Origin of the sequence: Stakelama marina (assembly GCF_018122655.1) — a bacterium.
In the GTDB taxonomy this organism is placed as follows: domain Bacteria; phylum Pseudomonadota; class Alphaproteobacteria; order Sphingomonadales; family Sphingomonadaceae; genus Sphingomonas; species Sphingomonas marina.
This window is the reverse complement of the sequence record NZ_JAGRQC010000002.1, coordinates 485,371-503,121: the sequence shown is the minus strand read 5'-3', so window position 1 is coordinate 503,121 and position 17,751 is coordinate 485,371. Positions and strand designations below refer to the sequence as shown.

18 protein-coding genes are annotated in these 17,751 nt (G+C 65.1%); 11 read left to right on the top strand and 7 right to left on the bottom strand.

The window, feature by feature from the left end; translation table 11 throughout:
• The first annotated feature begins 41 nt into the window (after nucleotides 1-41).
• The 10 genes from J7S20_RS08875 (at nucleotide 42) to J7S20_RS08830 (ending at nucleotide 7,032) form a co-directional block, all read left to right on the top strand.
• Nucleotides 42-452 carry an SUF system Fe-S cluster assembly regulator gene (locus J7S20_RS08875; RefSeq protein ID WP_284053880.1) on the top strand — a complete coding sequence of 137 codons (411 nt, stop codon included), beginning with the start codon at nucleotides 42-44 and terminating at the stop codon, nucleotides 450-452.
• A complete protein-coding gene (gene sufB, locus J7S20_RS08870; protein ID WP_284053879.1) occupies nucleotides 453-1,916 on the top strand; it encodes a Fe-S cluster assembly protein SufB in 1,464 nt (487 codons plus the stop codon).
• A gap of 43 nt (nucleotides 1,917-1,959) precedes the next feature.
• Entirely contained in the window at nucleotides 1,960-2,448 is a 489-nt protein-coding gene (locus J7S20_RS08865; RefSeq protein WP_284053878.1) for an energy transducer TonB, read from the top strand.
• A gap of 34 nt (nucleotides 2,449-2,482) precedes the next feature.
• Nucleotides 2,483-3,226, top strand: coding sequence for a Fe-S cluster assembly ATPase SufC (sufC, locus tag J7S20_RS08860; protein WP_284053877.1), 744 nt, complete (start codon nucleotides 2,483-2,485; stop codon nucleotides 3,224-3,226).
• Nucleotides 3,227-3,231: 5 nt separating this feature from the next.
• Complete coding sequence (locus J7S20_RS08855; RefSeq protein ID WP_284053876.1) at nucleotides 3,232-3,597, top strand: hypothetical protein; 366 nt, start codon at nucleotides 3,232-3,234, stop codon at nucleotides 3,595-3,597.
• Nucleotides 3,594-4,679, top strand: a complete 1,086-nt coding sequence (locus J7S20_RS08850; RefSeq protein ID WP_284053875.1) for a SufB/SufD family protein — start codon at nucleotides 3,594-3,596, stop codon at nucleotides 4,677-4,679. Before J7S20_RS08855 ends, J7S20_RS08850 begins: the two co-directional genes overlap by 4 nt.
• A 121-nt stretch (nucleotides 4,680-4,800) precedes the next feature.
• Nucleotides 4,801-6,015 (top strand): cysteine desulfurase, encoded by a 1,215-nt coding sequence (locus J7S20_RS08845; protein WP_284053874.1) that lies wholly within the window; start codon nucleotides 4,801-4,803, stop codon nucleotides 6,013-6,015.
• Nucleotides 6,012-6,482 carry an SUF system Fe-S cluster assembly protein gene (locus tag J7S20_RS08840; protein WP_284053873.1) on the top strand — a complete coding sequence of 157 codons (471 nt, stop codon included), beginning with the start codon at nucleotides 6,012-6,014 and terminating at the stop codon, nucleotides 6,480-6,482. Before J7S20_RS08845 ends, J7S20_RS08840 begins: the two co-directional genes overlap by 4 nt.
• A 47-nt stretch (nucleotides 6,483-6,529) precedes the next feature.
• On the top strand, nucleotides 6,530-6,883 hold the full coding sequence (locus J7S20_RS08835) for a HesB/IscA family protein (RefSeq protein ID WP_284053872.1): 354 nt from the start codon (nucleotides 6,530-6,532) through the stop codon (nucleotides 6,881-6,883).
• Nucleotides 6,880-7,032 (top strand): hypothetical protein, encoded by a 153-nt coding sequence (locus J7S20_RS08830; RefSeq protein WP_284053871.1) that lies wholly within the window; start codon nucleotides 6,880-6,882, stop codon nucleotides 7,030-7,032. The genes J7S20_RS08835 and J7S20_RS08830 overlap by 4 nt, the downstream gene beginning before the upstream one ends.
• Nucleotides 7,033-7,068: 36 nt before the next feature.
• On the opposite strand, the gene J7S20_RS08825 is transcribed toward J7S20_RS08830, so the two are convergent.
• From J7S20_RS08825 to J7S20_RS08795, 7 genes are read right to left on the bottom strand one after another with little or no spacing between them, the layout of a single operon-like run.
• Nucleotides 7,069-8,310, bottom strand: coding sequence for a DUF3422 family protein (locus tag J7S20_RS08825; RefSeq protein WP_284053870.1), 1,242 nt, complete (start codon nucleotides 8,308-8,310; stop codon nucleotides 7,069-7,071).
• On the bottom strand, nucleotides 8,307-10,397 hold the full coding sequence (locus J7S20_RS08820) for a heavy metal translocating P-type ATPase (protein ID WP_284053869.1): 2,091 nt from the start codon (nucleotides 10,395-10,397) through the stop codon (nucleotides 8,307-8,309). Before J7S20_RS08820 ends, J7S20_RS08825 begins: the two co-directional genes overlap by 4 nt.
• A 15-nt stretch (nucleotides 10,398-10,412) precedes the next feature.
• Nucleotides 10,413-11,444 carry a c-type cytochrome gene (locus J7S20_RS08815; RefSeq protein ID WP_284053868.1) on the bottom strand — a complete coding sequence of 344 codons (1,032 nt, stop codon included), beginning with the start codon at nucleotides 11,442-11,444 and terminating at the stop codon, nucleotides 10,413-10,415.
• Entirely contained in the window at nucleotides 11,425-12,666 is a 1,242-nt protein-coding gene (locus tag J7S20_RS08810; RefSeq protein ID WP_284053867.1) for a c-type cytochrome, read from the bottom strand. Before J7S20_RS08810 ends, J7S20_RS08815 begins: the two co-directional genes overlap by 20 nt.
• A complete protein-coding gene (locus J7S20_RS08805; RefSeq protein ID WP_284053866.1) occupies nucleotides 12,663-13,283 on the bottom strand; it encodes a cbb3-type cytochrome c oxidase subunit II in 621 nt (206 codons plus the stop codon). Before J7S20_RS08805 ends, J7S20_RS08810 begins: the two co-directional genes overlap by 4 nt.
• Complete coding sequence (locus tag J7S20_RS08800) at nucleotides 13,280-14,881, bottom strand: cbb3-type cytochrome c oxidase subunit I (RefSeq protein ID WP_284053865.1); 1,602 nt, start codon at nucleotides 14,879-14,881, stop codon at nucleotides 13,280-13,282. Before J7S20_RS08800 ends, J7S20_RS08805 begins: the two co-directional genes overlap by 4 nt.
• A gap of 9 nt (nucleotides 14,882-14,890) precedes the next feature.
• Nucleotides 14,891-16,210, bottom strand: coding sequence for an alginate export family protein (locus tag J7S20_RS08795; protein WP_284053864.1), 1,320 nt, complete (start codon nucleotides 16,208-16,210; stop codon nucleotides 14,891-14,893).
• A gap of 31 nt (nucleotides 16,211-16,241) precedes the next feature.
• Here J7S20_RS08795 and J7S20_RS08790 point away from each other — a divergent pair, with 31 nt between their 5' ends.
• Entirely contained in the window at nucleotides 16,242-17,735 is a 1,494-nt protein-coding gene (locus J7S20_RS08790) for a bifunctional metallophosphatase/5'-nucleotidase (RefSeq protein ID WP_284053863.1), read from the top strand.
• Nucleotides 17,736-17,751: the final 16 nt, after the last annotated feature.

Genomic DNA, 17,751 nt, shown 5'->3' with positions numbered 1-17,751 from the left:
AATGATCCGATTGCGCCGCGCGGCGCCGACAAAGGGAATGAATGCGCCTTTCGAGCCTGTCCGATTACGCCGTCGTGATGATGTCGGCGGCTGCGCGCCATTGCGGTGCGAGCGGGCGGCTGAACGCGACATTGCTTTCGGACGAGACCGGGCTGCCGCTGCCGACCGTGCAAAAGCTGGTCAGCAAGCTGTCTTCGGCCGGACTGGTCGAAAGCGCGCGCGGCACCGGTGGCGGCTTTCGCCTGACGCGTCCGCCGGCGGCGATCAGCGTCGCCGACATCGTCGAGGCGATCGAAGGGCCGATTGCGCTGACCGCGTGTGTGGATGAGGCACGTCACGATTGCGCGGTCGAAGAGACATGCAGAGTGAAGCCGCACTGGAATGCGGTCAACGGGGCGGTTAGGGGCGCGCTAGCCGGCGTGACGCTCGCCAGCCTCAACGGGAATCCATAGATGGCAACGAAGAATGCAGAGGCGCTCGCCGCCGCGAACAAGAAATACGAATGGGGCTTCACCTCGGACGTAGAGCAGGAGCTCGCGCCCAAGGGGCTGAACGAGGACACCGTTCGTTACATTTCCGCCAAGAAGGGCGAGCCCGAATGGATGCTCGACTGGCGGCTGAAGGCGTTCGCCATGTGGCAGGAGATGGTCGAGCCCGACTGGGCGAAACTCGACATCCCGATGGTCGATTACCAGAACGCCTATTACTATGCCGAGCCCAAGAAGAAGCCGTCGCTCAAATCGCTCGACGAACTCGATCCCGAGATCAAGCGCACCTATGAGAAACTCGGCATCCCGATCGAGGAGCAGAAGGTGCTCGCCGGCGTCGAGGGAGCGCGCAAGGTCGCGGTCGATGCGGTGTTCGATTCGGTCAGCGTCGCCACCACCTTTCGCAAGGAACTGGAAGAAGCGGGCGTCATCTTCCTGTCGATTTCGGAGGCGATCAAAAAGCATCCCGACCTGGTGAAGAAATGGCTCGGCAAGGTCGTGCCCACGCGCGACAATTTCTTCGCCTGCCTGAATGCCGCGGTCTTTTCCGACGGCACCTTCGTGTATGTGCCCGAAGGCGTGCGCTGCCCGATGGAGCTGTCGACCTATTTCCGGATCAATGCGGAGAATACCGGCCAGTTCGAACGCACGCTGATCGTCGCCGACAAGGGCGCCTATGTCAGCTATCTCGAAGGTTGCACCGCGCCGATGCGCGACGAAAACCAGCTCCACGCGGCGGTGGTCGAACTGGTTGCGCTCGACGACGCCGAAATCAAATATTCGACCGTCCAGAACTGGTATCCGGGCGACGAGAACGGCAAGGGCGGCATCTATAATTTCGTCACCAAGCGCGCGCTGTGCCAGGGCAGGAACAGCAAGGTAAGCTGGACGCAGGTCGAGACCGGCAGCGCGATCACCTGGAAATATCCGTCCTGTGTCTTGAACGGCGAAAACAGCGTCGGCGAATTCTATTCGGTCGCGGTGACCAATGGCCGCCAGCAGGCCGATACCGGCACCAAGATGATCCATAACGGCAAGAACAGCCGCTCGACGATCATCTCGAAGGGGATTTCGGCGGGGCGCAGCGACAATACCTATCGCGGTCTCGTCCGCGTCGCGCCGACTGCGGAAAATGTCCGCAACTTCACCCAGTGCGATTCGCTGCTGCTCGGCGATACCTGCGGGGCGCACACCGTGCCCTATATCGAGGTGAAGAATCCGAGCGCGCAGATCGAGCACGAGGCGACGACGTCGAAGATTTCCGACGACCAGCTCTTCTACGCCACGAGCCGCGGCCTCGACGAGGAAGCGGCGGTCGCGCTGATCGTGAACGGCTTTGCCAAGGAAGTGCTCCAGCAACTGCCGATGGAATTCGCGGTCGAGGCGCAGAAGCTGCTCGGTATCTCGCTGGAGGGATCGGTCGGATGAAGATGGATCTCGTGACGGGACGGCCGCGTGGAGGCGTTATTCGATGATCGTCGCGCTGCTCCCGCTCATGCTCCAGGCTGCTCCGGCGGAACCCGTCGGTGCGCCTGCGGATGCCGAAAACGAGATCGTCGTGCGCGCCAAGGTCGGGCGGGTCGCGCTGGTGTTCGACAAGGGTACCGATGGGCGGCTGCACAATTGCCGCGTGCTCATTTCCAGCGGGGTGCAGCGGATCGACGACAAGGCGTGCCAGGACCTGCCCGATTGCATCACGGCCAATTCGGGCAAGCGGTTTTGCGGCGATACGCTGGCGGCGGTGCCCGCGATCGAGCCGAAAAAGGCGAAGCCCGCACCGATCGCCAAGATCGACCTGTCGGATCTCGCCAAGCCCGAGCCGGTGAGCAATCCCGCAATCGGCCCCGCCGCGCAGACGGCGGCAAGCGATACGCCCGACCAGATCGTGAAGCTGCCGCCGCTGCCCAAGGACGAAACCCACGAACCCGCGATCAGGATCAGCGGAAACGCTTCGGACTGATCGCCCAGATGCCAGCAATGGAAGACGAATTCGAATGTTGAAGATTGAAAACCTCCACGCCGAAATCGACGGCAAGGAAATCCTGAAAGGCCTCGACCTCGAAATCCGCCCCGGCGAAATTCACGCCATCATGGGGCCGAACGGGGCGGGCAAATCGACGCTCGGCTATGTGCTCGGCGGCCGGGACGGTTATGAGGTGACGCAAGGGTCGGTCGAATTCGAGGGCCGTAACCTGCTCGACATGGAACCGCATGAGCGCGCTGCCGCCGGGGTATTTCTGGGCTTTCAATATCCGGTCGAGATTCCCGGCATTTCCAACGTCCAGTTCCTGCGCGAGGCGCTGAATGCGCAGCGCAAGGCGCGCGGCGAGGAACCGCTGTCGGGCGGCGAATTCCTGAAGCGCGCCCGTGCGCAGGCCGATGCGCTCGGCATGGAGCAGGACATGCTCAAGCGCCCCGTCAATGTCGGCTTTTCGGGCGGCGAGAAGAAGCGCAACGAGATGGTCCAGATGGGCATCATCGACCCCAAGTTCGCCATCCTCGACGAAACCGACAGCGGCCTGGACATCGATGCGCTGAAGACGGTGGGCGAGGGCATCAACCGTATCATGCGCAAGCCCGACAAGGCGGTGCTGCTCATCACGCACTATCAGCGCCTGCTCGAATATGTCGAACCCGATGCGGTTCATGTTCTCGCCGCCGGCAGGATCGTGCGGTCGGGCGGCCCCGAACTCGCGGTAGAGCTCGAACGCGAGGGCTATCAGGCGGTGGCCGCGTGATCGCTGTGTTGCCACTGATGCTTCAGGCCGCGCCGCCTCCGGCGGTTCCCGCGCCCGCGGTCGATGACGAGATCGTGGTCATCGGCAAGCGCCTGCGCGACTGGCGCGGCCGTTTCCGCATGCACGACGGCAAGCCTGAATGTCGCACGACGCGGTCGACCGGCGACAAGGCGATCGACGCGATCGGGTGCGAGGCGATGGTACAATGCTATGGCCCGCTGCAGGCCAGGGTCGAACAGATGACGGCGCAGGTAAAGGACAAGGCCGAACGGACACGCCGCCTGCAACAGATTGCGGACGGCCAGGTTCAGTGCCTGAAGGACGCGCGCCAGGCGGGCATTGCGAAGCTGGCCGAGGAGCGGGTGCAATGACCGATACGCTTGACCTTCCCACCAAGCGCCAGGAGGAGTGGCGCTGGTCCGACATGGCCGCGCTCGAAGCGGCGGCGCAGTCGCCCGCAGGCGAAGCGCCCGACGCCGATGGCTGGTTCATCGACGGGCTCGACGGCCCGCGCCTTGTCTTCGTCGATGGCGAATATCAGGCCGGGCGCAGCGATGCCGGTCCGGTGACGCTCGAACAGCTCTCCGCCGATACCGACCATCCGCTCGGCCGTCGTGCCGCTGGCGCCGGCTGGGTGCTGCGTGTCGGCGAGGGCGGTGCGAAGACATGCATCCAGATCGTCCATCTCGGCTCGGGTGGCGCCAACCATGTGCCCGCGCGGATCGAGCTTGCGGCCGATGCAACGGCAAGCATCGTCGAGACCTATGCCGGCACCGGCTGGGCCAACCGGCTGACGCAGATCGACCTGGCGCGCGGGGCACGACTGATGCGCTCGGTTCGGCTGCTGCAATCGGGCGGGTTCGTCTCGCTGCGCGACGAAGCGGAGATCGGCGAGGCGGCGAGCCTCGTCTCGATCGTTCTCGGCGCAGGCGACATGGGCAGCCGCATCGACGGCAACCTGCGCCTGACGGGCGACGGCGCCTTTGCCGAAATGGGCGGCGCGCTGCTCACCCGCGACAGCCAGTCGCAAGAGGCTGCCGTCGTCGTCCACCATGCAAAGCCCGAAGGGTCGAGCAGGCAGATCTGGCGCGCGGTTGCCGCCGATACCTCGACTGCCAGCCTTGCCGCGCGGGTCGAGGTCGCGCGCGATGCACAGCACACCGATGGCGAGCAGAGCCTGCGCGGCCTGCTGCTGAAGCGCAGCGCAACGGTGAACCTGAAGCCAGAGCTGGAGATTTTCGCCGACGACGTGAAGTGCGCGCACGGCGCGACGGTCGGCGAACTCGACAAGCGCGCGCTGTTCTACCTCGAAAGCCGCGGCGTCGCGCCCGCGCGCGCGCAAGCGCTGCTCACCCGCGCCTTCGTCGCCGATGCGCTCGACCGGATCGGTGAAGAGGCGGTGCGTGAGGCGTTCGCCGACAATGCCGATCGCTGGCTGGAGAGCGCGCTTTGATCGTTGTTCTGAAATTGCAGATTCCGTTCGTGTCGAGCGAAGTCGAGGCACGCAGTTCGCGCGATACGCTTCTCGACCTCGCTCGAAGCGAACGCATGGTTGAGGCTCGGAAGGGGGCCGCATGACCATTACCACCGACACCCGCCCGCTCGACGTCCTCGCCGACTTTCCGGCGATCCCCGAGGGCTGGGCCTATCTCGATACCGCTGCGACGGCACAGAAGCCGCAGCCGGTGCTGGACGCCATCGCGAAAGCTTACGGCGAAACCTATGCGACCGTTCACCGCGGCGTCTATCAGCGATCGGCCGACATGACGCTCGCCTATGAAGCGGCGCGCAAGCGCGTCGCCGACTTTATCGGCGCCGGGTCGTCCGACGAGATCGTCTTCGTTCGCGGCGCGACCGAGGGGATCAACCTCGTCGCGCAGTGCTGGGCGGGAACGCAGCTTGGCGAGGGCGACCGCATCCTGCTCTCGACGCTCGAGCATCATTCGAACATCGTGCCGTGGCAGATGCTCGCCGAGCATATCGGTGCCGGGATCGACGTCGTGCCGCTGACCGAGGACGGCCGCATCGATCTCGATGCGATGGCCGAGATGCTGACGCCCAGGCACAAGCTCGTCGCGCTCGCGCATGTATCCAACGTGCTCGGATCGGTGCTCGACGCGCGCCGCGCCGCCGACCTCGCGCACGGCGTCGGCGCGAAGATACTGCTCGACGGCTGCCAGGCGGTGCCGCGGATGACGGTCGATGTCGCGGCACTCGACTGTGATTTCTACGTGTTTTCAGGGCACAAGCTCTACGGCCCGACCGGCATCGGCGTGCTGTGGGCGCGGCCCGACCTGCTCGAGGCGATGCCCCCCTATCAGGGCGGCGGATCGATGATCGACAAGGTTTCGTTCAAACGCACGACCTATGCGCCGCCGCCGGGCCGGTTCGAGGCGGGCACGCCGCATATCGTCGGTGCGCTCGGCCTGCATGCGGCGATCGATTATGTCGCCGATATCGGCCTCGATCGCATCCACGCGCACGAGAGCGCGCTGGTGGCGCGTGCGCGAGAGGCGCTGTCGCAGATCAATTCGCTGTGCGTCTATGGTCCTGAAGATTCGGCGGGAATCGTCAGTTTCTCGATGCACGGGGTACATCCGCACGATATCGGCACCATATTGGACGAGAGCCGCGTGGCGATCCGCGCGGGCCATCATTGCGCCCAGCCGCTGATGGAGGCGCTGGGCATCGAGGCGACGGCGCGGGCGAGCTTCGGCGTCTATAACAGCGCTGCCGATGTCGACGCGCTGGCAACCGGAATTGAACGGGTAACGAGGATCTTCGGATGAACGAAGAACGCAAGATTGCAGTCGAGGAAGTCGAATCGGTCGAAGCGCCGCCCAAGGCACGCGTCGAGGACGCGTCCCCGCGCGACACCTTCGAGCGCAAGCGCGATTATCTCGAAGGGTTTCTCGCCAAAAAGCCCGAACCGCATCCCGAGGGGCAGCCGGGCGGCGATGTGTACGAAGCCGTAGTCGATGCGCTGAAGGAAATTTACGACCCCGAAATCCCGGTCAATATCTACGATCTCGGGCTGATCTACGGGGTCGAGGTGACCGAAGACGGGCACGCCGTCGTCACGATGACGCTGACGACGCCGCATTGCCCGGTCGCCGAATCGATGCCGGCCGAGGTCGAACTGCGTGTCGGTGCGGTGCCCGGCGTCGGCACGTCGGAGGTCAATCTGGTGTGGGACCCGCCCTGGGACCCGCAGAAGATGTCCGACGACGCCAAGCTCGAACTGGGCATGCTATAAGCAGTTTCGGCCAAAGTGGTGCTTTGGCCGAGGAAGGAAGAAGCGAAATGGCCACCAAGACCCGCGAACGCCCCGCCGCGATCATCCTGACGCCGGCGGCCGAACAGCGCATCGCCGACCTGATGGCGAAGGCGCCCGAGGATGCGATCGGCGTGAAGCTGTCGACGCCGCGCCGCGGCTGTTCGGGGCTCGCCTATTCGGTCGATTATGTGACCAAGGCCGATCCGATGGACGAGAAGATCGAGACGCCGGGCGGCACCTTTTTCGTCGATGCCGGATCGGTGCTCTATCTGATCGGATCGACGATGGACTGGGTCGAGGACGATTTCGCCGCCGGCTTCCAGTTCAACAACCCCAATGCTAGGGGCGCGTGCGGCTGCGGCGAAAGCTTCATGGTGTGAAGGGCGACGACCGCGCCGACAAGCGGCGCAAACGGCTCAATCGCGCCGGACTGGCTGCGGTAATATTGCTCGCGCCCGGCGGCTTCATCCTCGGCGCGACGCTCGCCGCGCGCCATTATCGCAACCGGCGCGCCTCGAAACCGGACTGAATCCGGACGCTCGGCAGCCGGTCGGCTGAACCGGCGTCACAATTTCTCGGCGCGGTGCGCGCGCCACCTAACGAGCAGCGAAAAGGTCACGAGCACCGGTAGAATGGCGAGCGCTGCCAGCTTCTCCGCGCTCGCCGGAAGCCAGTGCGCCTCCTGTCCCGCGTCGAGCAGCTTTTCGAGCAGCGCGATCGCATAATAGGTAAGCGCGATGACCGACAGCCCTTCGACCAGATGCTGCAGCCGGAGTTGTCGCACGGCGTTGCGTTCCATCGAGCCGAGCAAGGCGGCATTCTGATCCTGTAGTTCGAGGTCGACCCGCGTGCGCAGCATCGCCGTTGTCTGTTCGATACGCAGCGCCACCGCCTCCAGCCGACGCCGAAACGACGCGCAGGTGCGCAGCGCGGGCAACAGACGGCGTTCGGTGAACTCGCTCAGGTTCTGGAATCCCGCGATTGGCTGTGGCGCCAGGCTTTCCAGCCTGTCCTGAACGATCTGGCCGTAAGCGGCGGTCGCGCTCATCCGATATTCGGTTTCGGCACGCAGTGCGGCGACCTTTGCCGCCAACATCGTCAGGCCTTCGAGCAGCTTGCGGTCGGCGGTTTCGCCCATTCGGCCGGTGGCGGCCGAAAGGTCGCGCTCTATCGCCGTCACCTCGGCGCCGCGCTGCTGTGCTACCGCCAGCCCGAGCAGCGCAAGGTTGCGATAGTTGCCGAGTTCCTGAAGCTGCTGAATGGTGCGCGCCAGATCGGCGGGGTGCGTATCGTGCGCCGCGACGATCATGCGACCATAGTCATGCCCCTTGGCGAGGCGGAAATTGGTCCAGATCCTGGCGCCCTGGATATTGCAGCTGACGGTTTCGGCGGCTTCGAATCCGGCCTCCGCGACCAGCGGAAGCGCCGCCGCCTCATCCTCGACCAGATCGAGCAACGTCGCGCGCATGACGGGGCCGGGAAGATCCTCCAGCCAGTCGATATAGCGGCGTTCGGTCTCCGCATCGACGCCGTCCGATACGACCAGCAGCGTCGTGCTCGCCTCGGTATGGCGTTCCCATGCGAGCGCGATGCCGCGATCCGGACTGCCCGACAGATGCCGCGCATCGGGTTTCGCATCGGCGGTGCCCAGCATCGCCTCGACCGCCTGACGTTCGGCGGCGCGTTCCTTCGCGCTCGGCAGGCGAACCGTCTGGCGGACCCGGCACGGAACCGTGAGCGGTGGCATCTGGCGAAGATGCATTTCGGCGACCGCGCTGGCGCGTAACGGATGGCTGGCGATCGTCATACGCGCTTTCCTCCCAACAGGGCGTTGGCACTCACCATCAGCGAGCTGGCGGTCATTGCGAGCGCGGCGGTGAGCGGCGTCATCGCGCCGGCCAGCGCCAACGGGATGACCACGGCGTTGTACGCAATGGCCAGCACGGCGTTCTGGCGCGATATCGACCGGTGATCGCGGGCGATGCGAATTGCGTCGCCGATCGGCGCCAGACCGCCCTTGAGGATCGCGACGGAGGCGATGGCGGTTGCGGCGCCGTGCGCGCGCGCCACCGATACGCTGCAATCCGCCGCCGCCATCGCCGGTGCGTCGTTGATCCCGTCGCCGACGAACAGCACGGGGCGGGGAAGTGTGCGGACCAGCTCGGCCTTGGCGAGCGGCGTGCAGTCATAAGTAACCTCTGCGGGCGCCAGGCCGGTGTCTTGCGCAATTCGGGCAGCGGGTGCCGCGGCGTCGCCCGTGGCGATACGCAGCGCAACGCCCGCACGCCGGAGCGAGGCGAGCATCGGCGCGGCTGCCGGGTCGGCGACATCGCGCAGCGCGACCGTTCCGACGATATCGCCTTCGCGTCGCACTTCGATCACCGGGCCGGCGGCATCGGCGACATCGTCCGCGGTGCGAACCTCGATTCGCCGTCCTGCAGCATCGAAAACATACGCGCCGCGCGCCTCGCGAACGCCGCCATCGCCCCTGTCGCCGACGGCGTCGCGAACGGCGCGCGCGATCGGGTGCGCGATCCCCGTTTCGGCGAGCGCCGCCATCTCAAGCACCTCAGCGGCATGGTGTTTCGGCGATGGGGTTACCGTATCCACCTCCAGCCGCCCCATCGTCAGCGTGCCGGTCTTGTCGAATACCGCCGCGCGCAATTCGGCAAGCGCGTCGAGCGCATCCGGGTCGGCGATACGCAAATGCCGCACGCTCGCCTGCCGAATTGCCCGGAGCGCGGCGAGTGGACGCGCTATCGTGATTGCGCACGGGCAGATGACGATCGCGGCGGCCAGCGCGTTGGACAGGCCCCCGAACACGCCGCCGGTCTGCCAGATGCCGAGGGCGAGCGCCGCGAAGGCGATGACGGGCGTTGCCGCGACAAGCAGTGCGATCAGCCTGTCTTCGCCAGAGCGGCGTTCGCCCCGTGCCGCCAACTCGATTGCAACACGGCCGCCCATACGGTCGATTTCGCGGTCGCCTGCCAGGCGCTCGACCACGACGACCAACCGCCGCGACAGGTTGATCGATCCGGCCTGTACGGCGGTTCCTGCCGCCACCGGAATCGCCGCGCTCTCGCCGGTAAGGAACGACCGGTCGAGCGTGCTTTCCCCCGCGACGACGGTGCCGTCGACGGTGATGCTCGAACCGGCGTCGATCGTGACCCGGTCACCGATGGCGAGCGTGTCGACCGCGACCGTACCGACTTCGCCTTCGCGCTGTGCCCGTTCGGGAACCGCGGCTTCGAGCGCGCGCACCGCCGCGACCGCATCGGCGCGAACGCGTGTTTCGATCCATTGTCCGACGAGCCGGAGCGTCACCAGCATCGTGGCCGCGTCGAAATAGACGTGGTTGCTCCCCCTGGCGAGCGCCGCAAGCGAAAGCAGCACCGATCCCGCCACGCTGATGCCGATCAGCAGGTCGATATTGTAGCTGCGCAGGCGAAGCGACCGCCACGCCATGTCGAGGATCGACGCGCCCGCCCAGCCGATCGTCGGGATCGCGAAAACACCCGATGCCACCGCGACCCACCAGGCGTCGTCCGCGGCAAGATCGGGCTGCACATAGAGAATGAGCGCGGCGCCCATCGTCCACATCCCGAAAAATACCGCGATCGTCAGGCGCAGCGCTAGCGCACGGCCGAGACTCGCGAGCTTGGCCTGGGTTTCGCGCAAGTCGCTGCGCTCGACAAGGCGATAGCCCGCCTCGGCGACGCAGGCGGCTATGCGGGCCTGATCGCAGCGTCCGGGTTCCCAGCGGACGAGCGCTGACGCGGTCAGGAAATGCACACCGGCTTCCACCACGCCGTCGAGCGCAGCGATGCGCCGTTCCAGACCGCGGGCGCATCCGCCGCAGAACAGCCCGTCGATCGCGAAAAGCTGTTTGCGCATCGCGACCATCTGCGATCAGCTGCCGGAAGTTCCGGTGCCGAGCAGCCGGCCGTTCAACGTCTTGCCGTAATAGCTTTCACCGCCATGATGCGCCTTGGCGGTTGCTTCGACGCTGCCGGTTTGGCGGGGGTCCCTGGGCCGTTCATGGCTGTCGATAAAGGCGGCCACGTCCCAGGCCTGTTGGTCGGTCAGACGGTTTTCCTGCCCCAGCGGCATGTTTTCCTTGATGAAGGCGGCGGCGGTGTTGACCCGCGCCATGCCCGCGCCCCAATTATAGCTGCCAGACCCCCATAGCGGGGGGAAGACGATCCGTCCGTTGATGTCGCGCTGGCCCTGTCCGTCGGCACCGTGGCACGATGCGCAATTCTGTTCGAAGACCTTTGCTCCGCGCGCCGGATCATAGCCGATGTCGGTCTTTTTCAGTTTGGGATAGCCGGCCCCCTTCATCTTCTCGCCGGTGGGCGCTCCGGTGGCGAGCCAGCGGAAATAAATCTCCAGATCGCGATAGACATCCGATCCGACCGGGGGCGGACCGCCCGATGGCGATCCCTGGCCGTTCATCGAATAGGTGAAACAGCCTTTCAGCCGATCCTCCATCGTGTTGATCTTGCCGTTCTTGGAGCGATATTTGGGATAGACGACCCATGCCGCCCACATCGGGGCCGAACCGGGCTTGCGCCCCGCGTCGAGGTGACAGTTCACGCACGCCAGGTCGTTGCCGACAAAATCGCCCGCGTTGGTCTTGGTATTGAGGAAGATCGCCATGCCGCGACGAATGGCGGCGCCGTTTTCGTCGTCGGGGATCGCGCCGAGCGCCGGGGGCTGGAAGGCGGCGTCACTTTGCTTCGCGGCGGTTTCGCGGCGGTTGGTATCGTCGCCCCCGTCACCCAGCAGGCCGGTCTCGAACGCCGCCATGCCGATCACGAACAGGACGCCGCCGCCAGCGAGCGCCAGAATGGCCGTTCGCGCCGTGCGGCCGTGACTTCGCGGAGCGGTCGCGGGCGGAGCGCCTTCCGGTTGGCGCTGCTTATCGTGCGGTGTTGGCATTGCTCGCCTCCTCTGGCGTCGGCTTGCGCGCGGGTACGGGGGGCAGGGTCGCGAGATAGTCGGCGATCGCCCTGCGATCCTCGGCGCTGAGCCTTCCCGAAATCTTTTCCATCATCTGGACCGGTGAATTGCTTCGCACGCCGCCGGCCCAGTCGGCAAGCTGCCGCGCTGTATAGGATGGATGCTGCGCAGACAGCGACGGGAAGGTCGGTGCCACCCCGAAGCCCGAGGGGCCGTGGCACGAGAAGCAGGCCGGGACCTTGTTCTCCCAATCGCCTTCGAGAGCGAGCTTTTCTCCCCTGGCAAGGTCGCCGCCGAGCGAGGGCCTGGCGGTCGACGGTACCGAAAGCCGTTCATAATAACGCCCCAGCGCCGCCATTTCGCGCTTCGACAAGGCCCGCGCGACGACGCGCATCGAATCGTTGTCGCGGCGTCCGCTCGAAAAGTCGCCGAGCTGCTTGGCGATATAGGCGGCAGGCAGTCCGGCGAGGCGCGGAACATCCTCGTTCCCCTGTCCCTGTGCGCCGTGGCATGATGCGCACGCCCAGGCATCGCCGCGACCGTCGTTGACCAGGTGGCGGGTCGCCGCGTCGGTCGGCACGATGCGCGCGGGGACCGTAGGCGGTTGCGGCGCAAGGCTCGCATCCACCGTCCCGGCGATCTCCGCGCCGCCCGCCCAGGGGCCGCGATCGGCAAAGCGTTCACGTTCTCGAGCGACGAGTTGCGGCGTCAGCTCCGGCGGCTGTCCGCCGAAGCGCTTGCGCACGTAATTGCCGATCCGGGCGATTTCCTCGTTGCTCAGAACGCTGGCGAAGCTGGGCATGTGACCGTTGAAATCGCGGTCGCCGACGCGGATCGGGCCGTTGATGCCGTGCAGGAGGATCTGCGTCACGACTTCGGGCCGCGCGGCGGTGAAGGGCGATCCCGCCAGCGGGGGGATCGCCGCAGATATGCCGGTCCCTTCGGGCTGGTGACAGGTCGAGCAATTGGCCACGAAAAGCGCCGCCCCCGCATCGGCGGTCTGGCCGGTCTGCGTGCTCAGTTGGCTGGCCCGGCGGGTAATGCCCGAATCCGCCGCGCTATGGCTCTGGAACAGCATGACCACGCCCCACAGCGCCAACGCTATGGCGATCCACAGCACCGGCAGCGGGATGCCGCGATGTTCCTCATAGGGCTCGAAGGTTTCTTCGGGCGCCCGATTGTCCCTGGCTTGCCGGGTCATTTGCCAACCCCATCATTGTCATAGCCGTCGTCGCGGATCGCCTTCGCCGGTACGGGCATCGTTCGGTCGAGGCTCTGCAGATAGGCGACGAGGTCGAGCGCCGCGGGTTTGGCGACGACGACGCCGTGCCGCGGTGCATATTCTTTCGGGACCGATACCACGACGTCGCCGGGCGCCGCCTTGTCCTTCACCTCGAACAGGAAGGGGTAGGCGGGCATGATGCTCCAGTCCGATATCGCGCGCGGCTGATAGAGGTGCGTCAGCTGCCATTCGCGGCTCGGCAACCGTGCGCCGATGTTGAGCAGATCCGGCCCGGTGCGCATCGTGCCGAGCAGATGCGGGCGGTCGAAGACGTAATCGGACGCGACCGCAGCGCGTCCCCAGCCGCGGATATCGTCGGGCGCCTGGTCGGCGCTGCGCGGCTGCTGGCTGTGACAATATACGCAGCCATTGGCGATATATACCTGACGGCCGCGCAGTTGCTGGGCGGTATAGGGCTTCAGTCCGGGGGTCGGCGGTTCGGTGTTGATCTGGATGCCCGGCACGATGACGAGCAGCAGCGTGGCGAACGCCAGGATGCCGAGCGCGAGGATCGAGAGCGGTGCGATACGGTTCATGCTGCTACGGCCGGGCGCGTTTCGCGTGGCCCCTCCATGGTTCCGGCAGGCCGCCGGGCAATCAACATCGCGGTAAAGTGCGCGGCGAACAGCAGATGTCCCAGCGTCATCAGCCCGCCGCCCAGCGACCGGCTTTCAAGATAGGGCTTGAGCAGGATGACGCTGTCGGAGAACGGCCGCGTCGCATCGAGCATCGCCAGTCCCTGCAGAATGCCGCCGATGCTGAGCGCGACGAAATAGATCGCGAAGCCGATCACGACGAGCCAGAAGTGCAGCGGGATCATCTTCGGCCACGGCCAGGCGCGCCCGGTGATCCGCGGCATCATGTGGTAGATCGCACCGAAAAGCGTGAACGACAGAAACGCATAGGCGCCGAGATGCGCATGGCCGACCGTGTACTGGGTGAAGTGCGTAACGGTATTGACCGAACGCAGCGCCTCGATCGAACCCTGGAACGAGGCGAGCGTGTAGCAGACCGCGCCGAGCGAGATGAAACGCAGCGCCACAGACTCCTTCAGCGCCCACAGATTCCTGCCGACCGTGACATGCTGGTTGATCGCCACCGCGATTACCGGAACGAACATCATCACCGAATGCACGATCGACAGCGTGACGACCCATGTCGGCACGGGGCCGCCGATCAGATGGTGGATGCCGACCTGGCTGTAGAACAGCGCGAGGCCCCAGAAGCCGAGTAGCGAAAGGCTGTAGGAATAGATTGGCTTTCCGATGATCTTGGGAATGAAATAATAGCCCGCGCCGACGCCGAGCGGGGTCAGCCACAGGCCCAGAACATTATGGGCGAACCACCAGTTGACCGTCGCTTCCTGCGCGCCTGAGTAGAAAAGCGGGACGTTGGCGACGACGAACAGCACCGGAAACCAGCACAGCGCCGCCATCCAGTACCAGCCGCTGACATAGATGTGATGCACGTTGCGCGCGATCGCCGTGCGAATCAGCGGGATCACGAACAGGCTGCCCGCAGCCGCCAGCAACATGTCGATCTGCCACGGAATCTCGAGCCATTCCTCGCCATCGTTCCAGCCGCTGGCCATCGCGAATGCCGCCATGACGAGCGCCAGGTTCCACAACACCGCGCCGATCACGGGCAGTCGGGGATTGCGCAGCGCGGTGTGGAAGATGCGCGGGGCGACCCACATCACGACCGCCAGGCCGGCGAGCGACGTCCAGCCATAGGCGACCATGTTGAGATGGAGCGTGCGTACCCGGCCGAAGGTGAGCGCCGGCGAACCGTCGAGCCAGTCGGGCCAGTGCAGCTTCAGCGAAGCGGTCAGCCCGAACAGCGAACCCAGCACGAGCCAGAATATCGCGCTTGCCAGCAGGACGAGCACCGGACGGGCAGAGACCGCATCGATCCCGGCACGCACCGGGTCGTAATGGTGCGCGCGTGCTTCAAGTGCCTCCGGCGCGGCTGTCGCGTCGTCGGGATGTCCCTGTTCGCCCGGCACGAAGATCGTTTCCGCCTGCGCCTGATCGAACGCCATCTGCCGGTTCGCGATCGCCCAGATGAGAAAGGCGAGCGCGATAAGCGAAACGATGAAGCTGAGCGCAAGCAGCAACCCCACGGTTATCGGCATCGCCGGCTCCTAGAGCGAAAGTTCGATCTGGGCATAGGCATAGCGGGTATTTCCGGTGGCAGGTGCGTTGGGAGCATGGCGCAGGAATCTTCCCTTGGCGAGATAGGCGGCGCCGATTTCGAATTTGGCATGGGGCATTACGGGACCGGACAGCCGCGCTTCGACCAGATGGCCGGCGAAACGGCCCGATTGTCCGCTGCGATCGCGTATGCCCGATGCGGCGAAACTGTCGTTGGCGCGCGCCAGCCACATGGCGCGGTAACTGCCGCGCGCGCGCCAGCGGAGCGCGGGGTGCCAGTCGCCGGCGACCGACGCGGAGACTTCGTTCTCGCGCGCCATCACCCCGAATAGCGAGGTGGGCCCGTAGTCGAAACGTCGTGCGCCGAAGAGCCTGTCGAAGCGACCGATCGCCCGATCCGTACCGTCGCCGCTGCCATAATCGAATCCAACCGCGACGCGTGGCAGGCCGCTCGCTGCGAAGCGCCGTCCGACCTCGACATGCGCTGCGCCCGCGCGCACGGGCAGGTCCCGGCGATCCGCCGGATCGGCGCTCTTCCGGGCGGTTCCCAACTGGCCCGACAATTCGATGTCGAGATCGAACGTGCCGGCACGCGCGGGGCGGTGCAGCCGTAAACCCGGGGTCCACAAATGGCGGTTGTGCGTCCGGCGCCCGGGGGCATCGCGTTCGGACAGGCCATAGCCATAGACTTCGGCGCGTATCCCGCGTCCGATCGGCGTCTCGGCGGACACGCCATAATATTGCAGGCTGGTGCCTTCCTTGTCGAAGGCATGGCGATCGTCGCGCAGCGCCGCGGCATCATCCGGAAGCCGGCGCTGGGGCATCGCCCAGAATGCGTCGATCCGCCTGCCACGGGCGTCGTCGTGATGCAGGTGCACGCCGGTATAGGCATTCGTGCTGTTACGGAAATTCTGTCGCGACACGAGCCGCCGCGACCCGATATTCATCGTGAAGCGTCCGAAGTCGATTGTCGTCCTGTTGTCGCTGTCGCCGAGCGCCACTCCGCCATAAGCCTGGATCAGCGCCAGTGTATTCACTTCGCCGGTACCGATACTGCTGTTCGGCTGTTCAAGATAAGCGCGCGCATCCCAGATTTCGGCGCCCATCCGCACCGCACCGTGCTCGTACAGCGCGGCGAGCGAGCTTCGTACGAGCAGCGCTTGATCGGATCGCGCGGCATCGGGACGAAATTGCCCGCCAATTGCCTCGAAGCGAGTTCGAATGCCGGCCTTCAGCGACCAGTTGGATGGCGCGGGGCTTTGCTGCTCGCCCGCTGCCGAAGCCGAACCGACCGGCAAATTTTCGGTCACGATTCTGCAAATCGCCGATCTGCATGGCCAGATGAAGGCGCATCACGATCTGTTCATCGAAAACGGCAAGGTCGTTTTCCACAAGCGTGGTGGCCTTGCCCATATCAAGACGCTCGTCGACCGTGAGCGGGCGGCCAATCCGGGGCGCACGCTGCTTGTCGACGGCGGCGATCTGTACCAGGGCGACGGCTATTCGGTCCTTACCAAGGGCGAGGACATGATCGCCCCCGTTCGCGACCTCGGCTTCGACATGATCATTCCGGGCAACTGGGCCGTCGTGTACGGCAAGGACCAGATGATCAAGCTGGAGCGCAGCTTCGGTACGACGCCGGTCGCTGAAAACATCTATCACGCCGACAATTTCAAGCCGGTGTACCAGCCGACGCTCATCAAGGAAATCAACGGTGTGCGGCTGGGATTCATGGGACTCGACGATCCCGATGTGCCGCAGCGCCAGAACCCCGCGATGAGCAAGGGGCTGGTATTCTCCGGTGTCGATGCGCGCCTGAAGAACAAGATCGACGCCTTTGTGAAGGACAATGACATCGACGTCATGTTCCTGGTGACGCATCTGGGCGTCTTCAAGCAGATTGCGATCGCCGACAGCCCGGTTGCCGAAAATGTCGACTATGTCCTCGGCAACGATACGCATGAGCGTATCCGCAAGCCGCTGGAGCGCAAATACGCGAAGGTCACCGAGCCGGGCGCATTCGGTACCTTCGTCGGCAAGCTGACGCTGAATTTCGACAACGGAAAGTTCTTGGGCGACGATTACCAGCTCATCGATGTCGATCCCGCCAAATATCCGGCCGACCCGAAGATGAAGGCGCTGGTGGATCAGGCCGAAGCGCCGCATCGCGCCGAGATGGAAAAGGTGATCGGCTATACCAAGGAGCCGGTCTATCGCTATCTCGCGGTGGAATCGCCGCTCGACGACATGATTACCGATGCATTCCGCTGGAAGACGGGAACGCAGATCGCGCTTTCAAACGGGTTCCGCTACGGCAACCCGGTTGTTCCCGAAAACGGCAAGCCAGCGCCGATCACGATGGCGAATCTGTTCAACTGGATGCCGATCAACACCAAGCTCAAGACCGGTCGGGTCAAGGGCAGCGTCCTGCACATGTGGCTGGAAAAGGAAATCAACAACGCCTTTTCGCCGAATGCCGCGGAACGTTTCGGTGGCTATCTTATCCGCTTTTCCGGCATGCGGCTGCGCTTCGAACCGTCGCGGCCCAAGGGCGAACGGATCATCTCGCTGACCGTCGAGGGGAAGCCGGTCGAGCCCGATCAATATTACACCGTGACTTCGGTGATCCGCACCGGCGCGCCGGAAAGCAATTTCAACCGGCTGCCGATGGTCGAGGACGTGAAGGAGATGCCCTACACGGTCCACGACGCCATCGTCGAATATCTGGGCACGCATTCTCCGGTGGCGCCCAAGCTCGATGGCCGCGCCTATAGCGAGGAGCTGGGGACGATGAGCCTCTCCACCATCCCCGGCGCCGATTATGAATTCCGTTGAGTACTTGAAAGGACAT